The organism is Gemmatimonadaceae bacterium, assembly GCA_019637445.1.
Taxonomy (GTDB): domain Bacteria; phylum Gemmatimonadota; class Gemmatimonadetes; order Gemmatimonadales; family Gemmatimonadaceae; genus Pseudogemmatithrix.
The window spans coordinates 525,341-538,661 of sequence record JAHBVS010000002.1 but is presented as its reverse complement, the minus strand read 5'-3'; the positions used below and the strand labels follow the sequence as shown (position 1 = coordinate 538,661).

Genomic DNA, 13,321 nt, shown 5'->3' with positions numbered 1-13,321 from the left:
GGTACTGCCCCTTCGTCCAATGGCAGGACATCGCACTTTGGATGCGAGAATGGTGGTTCGAATCCACCAGGGGCAACTCTTCAGCTAGACGGCGAACACCCCACCCTGCGGCCCCGCGAGCCATTCGGCGAGCGTCGGGGCCGCTCGGTCTTTGGGGGAGACTTCAGTCGCAGTGAGCGGCCAGGGGATCCCCAGCGCGGGATCGTCGAAGCGGATGCCCGCCTCGCCGGCACCGGAGTAGGTCGCGGTGCAGAGGTACTCCACCTCTGTGCCATCCTCGAGCGCCTGCAGCCCGCGGGCAAACCCTGCCGGCGCGAATACCCATAGGTCTTCGTCTGCCCGCGTCTCGCGCCACCACGCGCGCCCACAGGTCTTACTGCCGCGGCGGATATCCACGGCGACGAGGAACGCCCGCCCCTTCGCCACGCGCATCAGCTTGGCCATCGGCGGCTCAAACTGGAAATGCAGGCCACGCACCACGCCAAGCGCCGAGCGTGAGTGATTCATCTGTGCGAACTGCGACGGCAAACCGGACGCCGCGAAGTGGTCGGCCCGGAACAGTTCGCGAAACGAGCCACGCGCGTCGGGATACGCTGTGACGCGCGCAATCACGAGATCGGGGATGTCGGTGGGCTCGAGGGTGACGGGCATTCGGGCGACGAGAGCGAGGGCTGGAGGCAGCGAGTTAGCGGAGTTGATGGACGCAAAGGCGTTGTGATGCTCGCGCCGTCACGAGTCGTTCGGCTTGAGCGTGGCAAGATACTCGTCCAGCGCGTCCTCCCACGAGCGCCGCGGTGGCGCGCCTGCCGCGGCGAGCAGCGCATCGAGCCGCGAGCAGTCCAGCACGCTGTAGAGCGGCCGACGCGCCGGCGTCGGGAAGTCCGCGCTGGCGACCGGTGTGACGCCCTCGGCGAATGCCGCGTGTGCGAACGCGCGTCGTGCCACCTCGAACCACGTGGTCTCACCGCGATTGCTCCCGTGCAAGACACCACGCGCCTCGGACGCCATAAGCGTCCAGCACCAATTAGCGAGATCAACCGCAGCCGTTGGCGTGCCCCGCTGATCGGCGACCACGCGCGCCGCCTCGCGGCGAATGGCCCGCTCCCACATTGCGCGCGGGAAGCTGCGGCGGCCGGGCCCAAACACCCAACTCGTCCGCACAATCACGTGCGCGGCACCGCTGGCCTCGAGCGCCAACTCACCGTCGCGCTTCGATGTCGCGTAGGCACCGTGGGGGTCGGGCGCGTCATCCTCGCGCCAGGGGCGGCCGGGATCGCCCTGAAACACGTAGTCGGTGCTCGGCAACAACACGCGCGCGCCTACATCTGCCGCCGCGCGCGCGACGTGGGCGACCGCCGTCGCGTTCAGCACGCGAGCCAGCTCCGGCTCGGACTCGGCGCGATCCACCGCCGTGTACGCTGCGCAGACCGCAATCCAATCAGGTCGCGCGGCAGAGACGGCAGCGGCTACGGCGTTCTCATTCGTGATGTCGAGCTCGCCACGCGGCGGCGCGATCACCGTCACACCGGACGGAACTGAATCGCGAAGCGCCGAGCCAAGCAAGCCCGTGCCACCGAAGAGGAGGACCTTCATACGCGGGTCGGCAGCGGCCGCGCCGCGCGCGCCACCGGCACGCCGCGAGTGCCCGAACGGCGCGATGTCACGCCCTTGGCGTCACGTAGAGCGCCTCGGCCGCACGGGATGCCTCGCGCTGCACTGCGCGCCACCAGGCCTCGTGCTCCACGTACCACTGCACCGTCTCGGCGAGGCCGCGCTCGAAGGGCACGCGTGGAGACCAACCGAGCTCCGCACGCAGTCGCGTCGCGTCCATCCCGTAGCGGCGGTCGTGGGCGGGTCGGTCGCGCACGTGGCTCACCAGCGAGTGATCACGCCCCAGCGCGTCGAGGATCGAATGCACCACCGCGAGATTCTCGCGCTCGCCATCCGCACCAATGTTGAACACGTGGCCACCGGAAGCCTTGCTCTCGGATACCGCCCACAGCGCGGCGGCGTGATCCGACACGTGCAGCCAATCGCGTACCTGACGCCCATCGCCGTACACGGGCAGCGACTCGCCGGCGAGCGCGCGCGTGACCATCAGGGGAATCAGCTTCTCGGGAAACTGGAACGGCCCGTAGTTGTTCGAGCAGCGCGTAATGACGGCGTTGATCCCGAAGGTCTGGGCCCAACCCTGTACCAAGAGGTCCGCCGCGGCCTTCGACGCGGCGTAGGGCGAACTCGGCGAGAGCGCGCGCGACTCGGTGAAGCGTGCCTCGTCGGGCCCGAGAGAGCCGTAGACCTCGTCCGTGCTCACGTGCACGCACCGGAGCGATTGTCCCGCATCGCCGCGTTCCCGCAGCGCCTCTAGCAGCCGCAGCGTGCCGATGACATTCGTGTCCACGAACACCGCGGGATCGAGGATCGAGCGGTCCACGTGCGTCTCGGCGGCGAGGTGCCAGACCGTGTCGGGGCGCGGCACCGCGCGGCCGGCAGCATCGCGTGCCTCGCCCGCGAGCACCCGACGCAGCGCGTCGCCATCACGCACGTCGGCGCGAATGAGGAAGTGCCGGCTCTCGTGCCCGGCCGTCACCATCGCCAGGCTCTCGGGATGCGCCGCGTAGGTGAAGGCATCGTACGAGATGACCGTCACCTGCGGCTGCTCGCGCAGCAGCCACGCCACCGTATTCACGCCAATGAACCCGGCAGCACCGGTGACGAGAATCGTCGTCACGCCTGCTCCGCCGCGACCCGCTGCAGGTACTGCCCGTACTCGCTGGTCGCCAACGGCGCGGCCAACGCCTCCAACTGCTCCCGCGTGATGAATCCCATGCGGAACGCAACCTCTTCGGGGCAGCCAATCTTGAGCCCCTGCCGTGCCTCGATGGCCTGGACGAACTGCGCGGCTTCCTGCATCGCCGTCACCGTGCCGGTGTCGAGCCAGGCCATGCCGCGCCCCAGTTGCTCGAGCGTCAGCGAGCCATCGGCGAGGTACGCCGCGTTCACGTCGGTGATCTCGTACTCGCCGCGCCCGGATTTCCTGAGGTCACGGGCGATGTCGAGCACGCGATTGTCATAGCAGTAGAGCCCGGTCACGGCGACGCTCGACGCGGGCTTGGCCGGCTTCTCGACAATCCCACGCACGCGCCCCTCGCGATCCACATCGACGACGCCATAGCGCTCCGGGTTCCGCACCGGATAGCCGAAAATGGTCGCCCCGCCGCTGTCCGTCACGCGACGCACCGCGTTCCGAAGCCGCGCCCCCATCCCTGCCCCGAAGAACAGGTTGTCGCCGAGGATCAGGCTGACCGGGTCGCGGCCGACGAACTCGCGGCCGAGCACAAACGCCTGCGCCAACCCCTCCGGCGCCGCCTGCGCCTGGTAGCGCAGCGAGATCCCCCACGGCGCTCCATCGCCCAGCAGAGCCTCAAAGCGCGGCAGGTCCTCGGGCGTGGAGATGACCAGGATGTCCCGCACGCCCCCGAGCAGCAGGGTGCTCAGCGGATAGTAGACCAGCGGCTTGTCGTAGACCGGGAGCAGTTGCTTGGAGACCACCCGCGTCATCGGCGCGAGGCGGGTCCCGGCCCCCCCGGCGAGCAGGATGCCTTTCATCGTCCCCAAGGATACCGACGGCGCCCCGGCCGAGCCACTCCGCCCGGGGCCTTCCCCCTGCCATTTTGGGCCGGGTTGCCGTAGCTTTCGAGGCTGTCCCGCGACCCCTCGTTTCGAGGGACGTGGACACAGGCTATCTCCAACGGCGTTCGCCTCTTACACCCACTCGACTTCCGATGGACGGACTTGCAGTTCCCGTACACGGCTTTCGCATCCTCACGGGGAATGCGAACCGTGCCCTCGCCGAGGGCATCGCCAAGCAGTTGGACGTCGAACTCTCGAAGGCCACGGTCACGCGCTTCGCCGACGGCGAGGTGTTTGTGCGGCTCGACGAGAATGTGCGCGGGGCGGACGTGTTCATCGTACAGCCGACCAACACGCCGGCCGAGAGCATCATGGAGCTGCTGCTCCTGGTGGACGCGGCCAAGCGGGCGTCGGCAGCACGCATCACCTGTGTGATCCCGTACTTCGGCTACGCGCGGCAGGACCGCAAGGACCAGCCACGCGTCGCCATCGGGGCCAAGCTGATGGCGAACATGATCATCACCGCGGGTGCGGACCGCATCCTCGGACTCGATTTTCATTTTCACCAGCTGCAGGGCTTCTTCGACATCCCGGTGGACCACCTCTACGCGGCCCCCGTCTTCACGGCGCACTACCGGAAGAAGGGACTCGTGGACCCGGTGGTCGTCGCGCCGGACGTCGGCTCGGCCAAGATGGCGCGTGGTTTTGCCAAGCGTCTCAACGCCTCGCTGGCGATCATCGACAAGCGTCGCCCCACGGCCAACGTGGCCGAGGTGGTGAACGTGGTGGGTGAAGTGGAAGGCCGGGACTGCGTCCTCGCGGACGACATGATCGACACCGCGGGCACGGTCTCGGAGGCGGCGAAGGCCCTCAAGGCACTCGGCGCGCGCGACATCTACGTCTGCGCGACGCACGCGTTGCTCTCGGGTCCCGCCGTCGAACGGCTGTCGAACGCCCCGATCCGCGAAGTCGCGGTGACGGACTCGATCGCCATCCCGGAGGACCGGCGTTTCCCCTCCCTCACGGTGCTGGGGGTGGGCGAACTGCTGGCGAAGGCGATTCGCTTTACGCACTCCGACCAGAGTGTGAGTTCGCTCTTCGAGTAGTGACAGTTGTTGCAGCACCGTAGGTCGGCGCTGGTCCGGATTCGCCGGGAACCCACGTAACCGACCACAACATTTCCAGAAGGAACCGAAGCAATGGCTACCGCCAACCTGAACGCCAAGTCCCGCTCGACCACCGGCAAGGGTGTCGCCCGCAAGCTGCGCGCCGCCGGTGAGGTCCCCGCGGTCATCTACGGACACGCCCGCGAGCCGCAGTCGCTGTCGCTGAACGCGCACGAGCTCACGCTGCTGCTCGAGAAGGTGCCCTACCAGAGCACGGTCATCGAGCTCGCCATCGAGGGCGGCACGGCGCGCACGCTGATCCGCGAGATCCAGCGCCATCCGTTCAAGAAGCAGATCATCCACGTGGACTTCCAGGAACTCGTCGCCGGTGAGAAGGTCTCCGTCGAGGTGCCGATCCACTTCGTGGGCACGCCCGACGGCGTGCGGCACGGCGGTGGCGTGCTCGACCAGATCCTCCACGAGCTCGAGATCTCGGTGGATCCGTCGAACATCCCGTCGCGCATCGATGTCGACGTGACGCCGCTGACCATCGGCCACTCCATCCACGCGGGTGAGGTGCCTCTCCCCGAAGGCGTGGAGCTGCTCACCGATGCCGAGGCCACGCTCTGCGTCTGCGCTGCCCCGAAGGTCGAGGCCGCGCCGGCCGCGACCGAGGAAGCTGCGGCCGCCGAGCCGGAGCTCATCCGCAAGACGAAGGACGAGGACGAGGCCGAGGAGAAGTAAGACCCTCGTCCGCCCGCTGGCGCGCAGGGTCCCGCGATGAAGGTCATCCTCGGGCTCGGCAACCCCGGGCAGGAGTACGCCGATACGCGCCACAACGTCGGCTGGTGGATGCTGGACCACCTGGCCGACCAGTGGCGGATGGACGGATGGCGAAAGGACGGCGAGGCGATGACGGCCTCGGGCACCGTGGACGGCATCAAGGTCCGGCTGGTCAAGCCACAGACCTTCATGAATCTCTCCGGTGCCGTCCTCAAGCCCTGGCTGCGGCGCCCCTTCTGGGCCGCGGCCACCGACCTGATGGTCGTGTCGGACGAAGTGCAGTTGGAGACCGGGACCTACCGGTTCCGGGCCCGCGGCTCCGCCGGCGGGCACAATGGGCTCAAGAGCATCGAGCAGGCGCTCAAGGGCCAGGAGTATGCGCGGCTGCGGATCGGCGTCGGACCTAGCGACCCGCAGCGGCGCATCGGCGACTTGGCCGACTACGTGTTGGATCGGTTCGGGAAGGCGGAGGCCGCGACCGTTCGCGACCTGCTCCCCACCCTCGAGGAGGCCCTGCGCCTCTGGACCGCGGAAGGCATTCTGCGCGTGATGAACGCGTTCAACCGCTGACGTTCACCACAGTAACCCTCTCCCCACTCCCCCAATGATCGAGAATCTGACGCTGTACGCCCTCGGGATTGGCATTGTCGGGCTCATCGCCTGCGTGCTGACCTACCAGGGCATCGTGCGCCAGTCCGCCGGCTCGCAGACGATGCGCGACCTCGCCGAGCAGATCCAGCTTGGCGCGATGGCCTTCCTCAAGCGCGAGTACACCGTGCTGATGCCCTTCCTGCTCCTCGTCGCCGCGCTGCTCGGCTTCGCGGTGGGCTGGAACACCGCCGTCGCCTACGTCATCGGCGGCCTCTGCTCCGTCGCCGCCGGCTGGGCGGGCATGACCTCGGCCACGCGTGCCAACGTGCGCACCTCCGAGGCCGCGCGCGCCAACGGCCAGGCGGCCGCGCTGCGCGTCGCCTTCGGCGGCGGCGCGGTGATGGGGCTCGCCGTCGCGGCGCTCGGCCTGATCGGCATCGCCGTCGTGTTCATGATGCATAAGGGCCTGCTCTTCGGCGACAGCGGCTTCAAGGAGTTCGGCGAGATCATCTCCGGCTTCGCGATGGGTGCCAGCTCGATCGCCCTGTTCGCCCGCGTGGGCGGCGGCATCTACACCAAGGCCGCCGACGTCGGCGCCGACCTCGTGGGCAAGGTCGAGGCCGGCATCCCCGAGGACGACCCGCGCAACCCCGCGACCATCGCCGACAACGTCGGTGACAACGTGGGTGACGTGGCCGGCCTCGGCGCCGACATCTTCGAGTCGTACGTGGGTGCGACCATCGCGACCATCGCGCTGGCTGCCACCTCGACGCTTATTCCCGACACGGCGCGCCTCACGGCCGTGCTGCTGCCGGTGGCCTATATCGCCTCCGGCCTCGTCGCCTCGCTGGTCGGCATCCTCGTGATGCGCGTGCTGGCCAAGGGTGACCCGGCCAACGCGCTGCGTCTGGTGACGTTCATCGCCGCCGCGCTGTTCCTCGCCTTCGCGTTCTTCCTGACGAAGGCGATGCCGCTGAACATGGTCGACCCCGACACCGGCCGCGTGCTGCCGGCGCTCGGACCGTTCTTCGCCGTGCTCGCCGGTACCGTGTCGGGCATCGCGATCGGCCTCGTGACCGAGTACTACACGGCGGCCGGCCCCGTGCTGCGCATCGCCGAGTCGTCCAAGACCGGCCCCGCGACGAACATCATCGCCGGCCTGGCGGTGGGCATGGAGTCCACGATCGTCCCCGTGCTGCTGATCTGCGGCGCCACGTATGTGGCCGTGCAGAGCGCGGGTCTCTACGGCGTGGCGATTGCCGCGGTCGGCATGCTGGCCACGGTCGGCGTGACGATGTCCGTGGACGCCTACGGCCCGATTGCCGACAACGCCGGTGGCATCAGCGAGATGAGCCACCTGGGTCCGGAAGTCCGCAAGATCACCGACGGCCTCGACGCGCTGGGCAACACGACGGCCGCCATCGGCAAGGGCTTCGCGATTGGCTCGGCGGCGCTGACCGCGCTGGCGATGTTCTCGGCCTACGCCTCGGCGGTGGGCCTGCGTGAGACCGGCCTCAACCTGGTCGACCCGATGGTCGTCATCGGCCTGTTCATCGGCGGCGTGATGCCGTTCTTTGTCGGCGCCAACACGATGACCGCGGTGGGTCGCGCCGCGCAGGGCATGGTGGAGGAAGTCCGCCGCCAGTTCCGTGAGATCCCCGGCCTGCTCGAGGGCAAGGAGGGCGTGAAGCCCGACTCCGCGCGTTGCGTGGACATCTCGACCTCGGCCGCGCTCAAGGAAATGATCGTGCCCGGCGTCGCGTCGGTCGCGCTGCCGGTGATCGTCGGCAAGCTGTTCGGCGTGCAGGCGCTCGGCGGCCTGCTGGCTGGCGCCACGGTGACGGGTGTGATGATGGCGCTGTTCATGGCCAACGCCGGCGGTGCCTGGGACAACGCCAAGAAGGCGATCGAGGGCGGGATCCACGGCGGCAAGGGCAGCGACGTGCACAAGGCGGCCGTCGTCGGCGACACGGTGGGCGATCCGTTCAAGGACACTTCCGGCCCCGCGATGAACATCCTCATCAAGCTCATGAGCGTCGTTTCGCTCGTGCTGGCTCCCTGGTTCATCGGGTAAGTCGTTGCCGTTCACTCATGACTCACAACTCACGACTTACAACTGCAGTTGTGAGTTATGAGTCGTGAGTTATGAGTCTTTGAATGCGGAGGGGGGAGAAGCCTGGCTTCTTCCCCCTCTTCATTTGCGGGCCTCAGGATGCGGGTTTTTTGCCTTTTCGGCGACTCGCTTTCGCAGCCCCATCAGCATCGCACGCACTTCGCTCAGGCGCGCCTCCAGCTGCGCATACTCCTTCGAGCCTATGAGGTCGAGGTCGCGCGCAAGGAGTAGTTGGTAGTCGGTCTCGCAGGCCGAGGCGAGGGCGATCTCAAGGAAGCGCTTGAACTGCGCTGGCGAGACGTGGCCACTGCCCTCCGCAATGTTCGTCGGGATGGCGGCGGCGGACCGACACAGCTGGGCACTGAGGCCAGGAAACCTCCGCAGTCCTCCTTCCTCCGCGAGCCGAAACACACGCAGCGTCAGCTCGTGCGCCTTCTCCCACACCGCGAGACGTCGAAACGGTTGCATGCGCGAACGCTGCGCCTCCGCCTCCCGCATCCCATCATCCGCATCCCGCCTCCAGTTACCTTTCCCCTCACAACTCACGACTCACAACTCACGACTGCAGTTATATGCTCAGCCTAGGCATCGTCGGCCTCCCCAACGTCGGCAAATCGTCCCTCTTCAACGCGCTGACGGCAGCCAAAGCCGAAGCCGCCAACTACCCCTTCTGCACCATCGACCCGAACGTGGGTGTGGTGAACGTCCCCGATCCCCGCCTCGACAAGCTCGCGGAGATCGTGAGTCCAGAGCGCACCGTCCCCGCCGCCGTGCAGTTTGTCGACATCGCCGGCCTCGTGAAGGGCGCCAGCAAGGGTGAAGGCCGCGGCAACGCCTTCCTCAGCAACATCCGCGAGACCGACGCCATCGTGCACGTCGTGCGCTGCTTCGACGATCCCGACGTCATCCACGTCGACGGCTCGGTGAACCCGGCCCGCGACCGCGAGACGATCGAGTTCGAACTCGCCCTCGCCGACCTCGGCGTGGTGGAGAAGCGACTCGACAAGTCCAAGCGCACGGCCAAGACGGGCGACAAGGCGGCAGCGGCCGAGGCGGGGGTGCTGGAGAAGGCGCTGGCGCCGCTGCAGGAGGGCAAGGCGCTGTGGCACGTGGCGCTGACGCCGGAGGAGCGCGAGACGCTCCAGCCGCTGCAGCTGCTGACGCTCAAGCCCATCCTCTACGCGGCCAACGTCACCGACGGCGAGCTGACAGGCGAGGAGGGCGCGCATGTGAAGGCCCTGCGCGCGGCCATCGCCGCCGACCACGAGCCGGCCGAGGTCGTCACCTTCTCGGCCAAGATCGAGTCGGAGCTGGCCGAGTTGCCTCCGGAGGATCGCACGGAGTTTCTCTCGTCGCTGGGGCTGGAGAGCGCGGGTCTCGACCGACTCATCCGCGGCGGTTTCCACCTGCTCGGCCTGCAGACCTACTTCACGGCGGGCGAGAAGGAAGTGCGCGCGTGGACGATTCATCAAGGCGATACGGCGCCGCAGGCGGCGGGCGTGATCCACACGGACTTCGAGCGCGGCTTCATTCGCGCGGAGACGGTGTCCTTCGCGGACTTCGTGGCGAATGGTGGCTGGAAGGGCGCGCGCGAGAAGGGCGTCGCGCGGGCTGAGGGCAAGGAGTACGTGGTGCAGGATGGGGATGTGATGCTGTTCCGATTCAACGTCTGATCAACGCCAAAGGACGGAGGCCGGATGACGAAGGCTGAACAACGGGACGTGGCGGGGCCGACTCTAGCGGTCGCCACCGCGCGCCTCGCCACCACGCGCGTCGCGGCCTTCGCGCGCGGCGCGGCGCTCATGCTCCTCGCAGCGTCGCCCGTCGTGCGCGCGCCGCTCGCCGCGCAAGCACCGCCCCAGGACCTGCCCGCCGCCCGGGCAGCCTGGGAACGCTCCCCGCGAAACGTCGACTCCATCATCTGGTTCGGGCGGCGCACTGCGTACACGGGCGCCTTCGCCGATGCGGTGGTCATCTATACGGAAGGGCTGCGACTGCACCCGGACGAACCGCATCTGCTGCGGCACCGAGGACACCGCTACATCTCGCTGCGGCAGTACCCGCTGGCGATTCGCGACCTGTCCCGCGCCCTTGGCGTCGTTGGCGGAGCGCCGGATGAAATCGAGCCCGATGGCCAACCCAACGCGCGCGGCATCCCGACCAGCACCCTGCATGGGAACATCCGCTACCATCTCGCGCTGGCCTACTTCCTGACGGGAGAGTTCGCCCGCGCCGCGGCGCTCTGGGAGGACGACGCGCGTCTCGCGCGCAACCTCGACCATCGCGTCGCCGCCACCCATTGGGCGGTGATCGCCCACGGCCGCGCCGGCGACCTCGACAAGGCCAAGGCCCTGCTCGCCCCCATCCGCGCGGACTGGGACATCATCGAGAACGGCTCCTACCACCAGGTGCTGCTCTGGATGAAGGGCGAGCGCACCGACGCCCAGATTCGCAGCCAGATGACCGCCGGCACCCCGGCCCAGACGATGGCCAACGGAATGGCGCAGTGGTACCTGGCGAATGGGCGGCGGGCGGAGGCGGAGCGGCTGTTTGCCGAGATCCTCGCCGGGGAGCGCTCGGCTTCTTTCGGCTACTTGGCCGCCGAGGCTGCTCGACGGGGAATGCGGTAGGGGCAACCGCAGTCGTGAGTTGTGAGTCATGAGTCGTGAGCATTGCGATGATTGCCCGGCCGCTTCTCCTCACGACTCACAACTCATAACTCACCACTGCCCTTGACCTTACCCCCTGTCCCCACCTAAGCTTAAGGGCTGTTCCAAACTTACAGAGCGGGCCGAAACCCCGCCCCTCCATCCCTGTCGGCAACCCAGGGATGGCGGTCACGACCAAAGGGAGGATTGCCGCATTGTCTCGTGAATACGAGGCGGTGTACATCTTCGATTCCGCACTCGAAGACACCGCCATTGCCGAGAAGCTCGAGAAGCACCACGGGCTCCTGGCACTCGCTGAGCCCGCGACCCTGGATCACTGGGGCCGTCGCCAGCTCGCCTACAAGATCAAGAACAAGGAAGCCGGCTACTACGTCGTCGCCCGCTTCACGGCCGAGGGCAAGGTCCTGCCCGAGTTCGAGCGCGCACTCAAGCTCGACGAGGGCGTGATCCGCTACCTCATCTCGGTGCACGAGCACGAGCTCGGCGCCCCGCCGATGACCGAAGAGCAGCTCGCCGCCCGTCGCGCCCGCGACGGCGATGACGACGACGACGAGGAGTAGCCCCATGCGCCGCAACAAGAAGGTCTGCCCGGTCACCGAGGCCGGCATCCGCCACATCGACTACAAGGACGAGCGCTTCCTGTCCCGCTTCGTGACCGACACGGGGAAGATCCTCCCGAGCCGGCTGAGCGGCGTGGACGCCCGTCACCAGCGCCAGCTGGCCAAGGCCATCAAGAAGGCCCGCTACCTCGCGCTGCTGCCGTACTCGAACAGCCAGTCGGCGCAGTAAGCCACCGGCGTTCGTGACGTCCGAGGAGGGCGCGGCTCCGCCGCGTGAGCAGGGCTGGTGGGGACCGCTCCTCGCCACGCTCGTGCTCCTGATCCTGCCGGCCGCACCGCCCCTGGCGATGCTGGTGCCGGTGGATCAGACCCTTCTCCTGCTGGCCCCGACCCTCGCGGCATTTGCGGTGGTCGGGTGGCGGGCCGGGGGGCGACTCCCGCTCGCGTTGGTCTGGACCGCCTTTGCGGTGTGGGTCCTGTGGGTGCCGGCCACGGCGGGCACCTACGAGATCCTGGCCCGCGGGTGGGGCGTGCTGGTGGCGGCGAGCTTCGGCGCGCTGCTGCTGCTCGGCAACCGGGAGCGTTCGTTCCTTCCGCAGGCCCTGCTGGCCATCGTGATCGCGATGGCGGTGGCGCTGCTCGCCACGATGCTGGCGAGTGGTGGGCTGACGGAGGCGGGGACGGTCCTCGGGGACGAGGTGGCGCGCCGTGCCGAGTTTGGCTTGGCGGCGTGGCGGCAGTTCACCGCGCGGCCGGAGTGGCTGGAGATGGTGCGGGACAACCCAGCGGCGGATCAGCTTGCCCGCCAGGTGGAGCAGCAGTTCGAGGTGCTGCCGCAGGTGGCGCGGGTGCTGGTGCCGGCGATGCTGGCCCTGGAGTCCCTCGCCGCGCTGGCGCTTGGCTGGGCGGTCTACCACCGCTTCGGTCGGGTCCGGCTGGGGCCGCCGCTGGCCCCGCTGGCGGAGTTGCGCTTCCACGACGCGTTCGTGTGGGGCGTGATCGCGGGACTGTTGGTGCTGGTGGTTCCGATGCCCGACGCGGCGCGAGCCGTGGGCATCAACCTGATGGTGTTCTTCAGCGCCCTGTACGTGCTGCGCGGGCTGGGCGTGCTGCTCTGGTTCCTGAAGCCGGGACGATGGATGCTGGTGCTCTGGACCATCGTGCTGGTGCTGTTCCTACAAGTCGTCGGTGCCGTCGCGCTCGCGCTCGGTGTCGGGGACACGTGGCTCGACTGGCGTCGCCGGGCGCGGCCGAAATCCCAACGTTCGGAGTAATCATGGAAGTCATTCTTCGTCAGGCCGTGGACAACCTCGGCCACCCGGGCGACATCGTGGACGTCTCGTCCGGCTACGCCCGCAACTTCCTGCTGCCACGCGGCATCGCCTACGAGGCGACGCCCGGCAACAAGAAGCGCATCGCGCAGGAGAAGGAGCGCCTCGAGGCCGCCGAGAACGCGCGCCGCGACGCCGCCTCGACCATCGCCAAGCGCCTGGAGGAGGTTTCGCTGACCTTCTCGGCCAAGGTGGGCGAGGAAGGCAAGCTCTTCGGCTCGGTGACGACGGCGGACATCGCCCACCAGCTCGAGGCGCAGGGCTTCAAGGAGGTCGAGAAGCGCATGATCGACCTGCACGAGCCGATCAAGGCGCTGGGCGTCTACAAGGTCGCCATCCGCCTGCACGCGGACGTGAAGCCCGAGATCAAGGTCTGGGTCATCAAGGGCTGATCCGCCCTTTCGTTCGTGCTCGAGACATCACGCCCCTGGGCTTTGGAGCTCAGGGGCGTGGTTTGTTTCCGTGGTTGGTCAACGGCGATTTGCCACAGAGACACGGAGACACAGAGAACTGCGGATGCGGAATGGACTGCGGA

15 protein-coding genes and 1 tRNA gene are annotated in these 13,321 nt (G+C 68.1%); 11 read left to right on the top strand and 5 right to left on the bottom strand.

From position 1 onward, the window contains the following. Positions 1-5: 5 nt before the first annotated feature. Positions 6-76, top strand: a tRNA-Gln gene (locus tag KF709_12475). A gap of 8 nt (positions 77-84) precedes the next feature. Here KF709_12475 and rfbC read toward each other — a convergent pair. The 4 genes from rfbC to rfbA form a co-directional block, all read right to left on the bottom strand. Then, complete coding sequence (gene rfbC / locus KF709_12470) at positions 85-651, bottom strand: dTDP-4-dehydrorhamnose 3,5-epimerase (GenBank protein MBX3175224.1); 567 nt, start codon at positions 649-651, stop codon at positions 85-87. Positions 652-729: 78 nt separating this feature from the next. Continuing rightward, complete coding sequence (gene rfbD, locus KF709_12465) at positions 730-1,593, bottom strand: dTDP-4-dehydrorhamnose reductase (protein ID MBX3175223.1); 864 nt, start codon at positions 1,591-1,593, stop codon at positions 730-732. Positions 1,594-1,660: 67 nt separating this feature from the next. Next, the gene (rfbB, locus tag KF709_12460; GenBank protein MBX3175222.1) at positions 1,661-2,731 is read right to left on the bottom strand and encodes a dTDP-glucose 4,6-dehydratase; all 1,071 of its coding nucleotides are present in this window, start codon (positions 2,729-2,731) and stop codon (positions 1,661-1,663) included. Then, positions 2,728-3,609 (bottom strand): glucose-1-phosphate thymidylyltransferase RfbA, encoded by an 882-nt coding sequence (gene rfbA, locus KF709_12455; GenBank protein ID MBX3175221.1) that lies wholly within the window; start codon positions 3,607-3,609, stop codon positions 2,728-2,730. The genes rfbB and rfbA overlap by 4 nt, the downstream gene beginning before the upstream one ends. A gap of 176 nt (positions 3,610-3,785) precedes the next feature. Here rfbA and KF709_12450 point away from each other — a divergent pair, with 176 nt between their 5' ends. The 4 genes from KF709_12450 (at position 3,786) to KF709_12435 (ending at position 8,187) form a co-directional block, all read left to right on the top strand. Next, positions 3,786-4,739 carry a ribose-phosphate pyrophosphokinase gene (locus KF709_12450; GenBank protein MBX3175220.1) on the top strand — a complete coding sequence of 318 codons (954 nt, stop codon included), beginning with the start codon at positions 3,786-3,788 and terminating at the stop codon, positions 4,737-4,739. 93 nt (positions 4,740-4,832) lie between these two features. After that, positions 4,833-5,483, top strand: a complete 651-nt coding sequence (locus KF709_12445; protein ID MBX3175219.1) for a 50S ribosomal protein L25/general stress protein Ctc — start codon at positions 4,833-4,835, stop codon at positions 5,481-5,483. 36 nt (positions 5,484-5,519) lie between these two features. Further along, positions 5,520-6,092, top strand: coding sequence for an aminoacyl-tRNA hydrolase (gene pth / locus KF709_12440; GenBank protein MBX3175218.1), 573 nt, complete (start codon positions 5,520-5,522; stop codon positions 6,090-6,092). Positions 6,093-6,126: 34 nt separating this feature from the next. Further along, the gene (locus KF709_12435) at positions 6,127-8,187 is read left to right on the top strand and encodes a sodium-translocating pyrophosphatase (protein MBX3175217.1); all 2,061 of its coding nucleotides are present in this window, start codon (positions 6,127-6,129) and stop codon (positions 8,185-8,187) included. A 120-nt stretch (positions 8,188-8,307) separates the two neighbouring features. On the opposite strand, the gene KF709_12430 is transcribed toward KF709_12435, so the two are convergent. Then, positions 8,308-8,694: a four helix bundle protein gene (locus KF709_12430; protein MBX3175216.1), complete on the bottom strand. Its 387-nt coding sequence runs from the start codon at positions 8,692-8,694 to the stop codon at positions 8,308-8,310. Positions 8,695-8,798: 104 nt separating this feature from the next. Here KF709_12430 and ychF point away from each other — a divergent pair, with 104 nt between their 5' ends. The 6 genes from ychF to rplI all read left to right on the top strand — a co-directional run bounded on the left by ychF (position 8,799) and on the right by rplI (position 13,178). After that, on the top strand, positions 8,799-9,899 hold the full coding sequence (gene ychF / locus KF709_12425; GenBank protein MBX3175215.1) for a redox-regulated ATPase YchF: 1,101 nt from the start codon (positions 8,799-8,801) through the stop codon (positions 9,897-9,899). A 24-nt stretch (positions 9,900-9,923) separates the two neighbouring features. Further along, positions 9,924-10,856, top strand: a complete 933-nt coding sequence (locus KF709_12420; protein ID MBX3175214.1) for a hypothetical protein — start codon at positions 9,924-9,926, stop codon at positions 10,854-10,856. Positions 10,857-11,089: 233 nt separating this feature from the next. After that, positions 11,090-11,455 (top strand): 30S ribosomal protein S6, encoded by a 366-nt coding sequence (gene rpsF, locus KF709_12415; protein MBX3175213.1) that lies wholly within the window; start codon positions 11,090-11,092, stop codon positions 11,453-11,455. Between the two features lie 4 nt (positions 11,456-11,459). Next, positions 11,460-11,684: a 30S ribosomal protein S18 gene (gene rpsR, locus KF709_12410; GenBank protein ID MBX3175212.1), complete on the top strand. Its 225-nt coding sequence runs from the start codon at positions 11,460-11,462 to the stop codon at positions 11,682-11,684. Positions 11,685-11,697: 13 nt separating this feature from the next. Continuing rightward, complete coding sequence (locus KF709_12405; protein MBX3175211.1) at positions 11,698-12,729, top strand: DUF2232 domain-containing protein; 1,032 nt, start codon at positions 11,698-11,700, stop codon at positions 12,727-12,729. A gap of 2 nt (positions 12,730-12,731) precedes the next feature. Then, on the top strand, positions 12,732-13,178 hold the full coding sequence (gene rplI / locus KF709_12400; GenBank protein ID MBX3175210.1) for a 50S ribosomal protein L9: 447 nt from the start codon (positions 12,732-12,734) through the stop codon (positions 13,176-13,178). The last annotated feature ends 143 nt before the right edge of the window (positions 13,179-13,321 follow it).

What these genes read in the sequence shown, in the direction of transcription:
- rfbC (MBX3175224.1), bottom strand. Translation starts at nt 651, where the DNA reads ATGCCCGTCACCCTCGAGCCCACCGACATCCCCGATCTCGTGATTGCG.
- rfbD (MBX3175223.1), bottom strand. Translation starts at nt 1,593, where the DNA reads ATGAAGGTCCTCCTCTTCGGTGGCACGGGCTTGCTTGGCTCGGCGCTT.
- rfbA (MBX3175221.1), bottom strand. Translation starts at nt 3,609, where the DNA reads ATGAAAGGCATCCTGCTCGCCGGGGGGGCCGGGACCCGCCTCGCGCCG.
- KF709_12450 (MBX3175220.1), top strand. Translation starts at nt 3,786, where the DNA reads ATGGACGGACTTGCAGTTCCCGTACACGGCTTTCGCATCCTCACGGGG.
- KF709_12445 (MBX3175219.1), top strand. Translation starts at nt 4,833, where the DNA reads ATGGCTACCGCCAACCTGAACGCCAAGTCCCGCTCGACCACCGGCAAG.
- pth (MBX3175218.1), top strand. Translation starts at nt 5,520, where the DNA reads ATGAAGGTCATCCTCGGGCTCGGCAACCCCGGGCAGGAGTACGCCGAT.
- KF709_12435 (MBX3175217.1), top strand. Translation starts at nt 6,127, where the DNA reads ATGATCGAGAATCTGACGCTGTACGCCCTCGGGATTGGCATTGTCGGG.
- KF709_12430 (MBX3175216.1), bottom strand. Translation starts at nt 8,694, where the DNA reads ATGCAACCGTTTCGACGTCTCGCGGTGTGGGAGAAGGCGCACGAGCTG.
- ychF (MBX3175215.1), top strand. Translation starts at nt 8,799, where the DNA reads ATGCTCAGCCTAGGCATCGTCGGCCTCCCCAACGTCGGCAAATCGTCC.
- KF709_12420 (MBX3175214.1), top strand. Translation starts at nt 9,924, where the DNA reads ATGACGAAGGCTGAACAACGGGACGTGGCGGGGCCGACTCTAGCGGTC.
- rpsR (MBX3175212.1), top strand. Translation starts at nt 11,460, where the DNA reads ATGCGCCGCAACAAGAAGGTCTGCCCGGTCACCGAGGCCGGCATCCGC.
- rplI (MBX3175210.1), top strand. Translation starts at nt 12,732, where the DNA reads ATGGAAGTCATTCTTCGTCAGGCCGTGGACAACCTCGGCCACCCGGGC.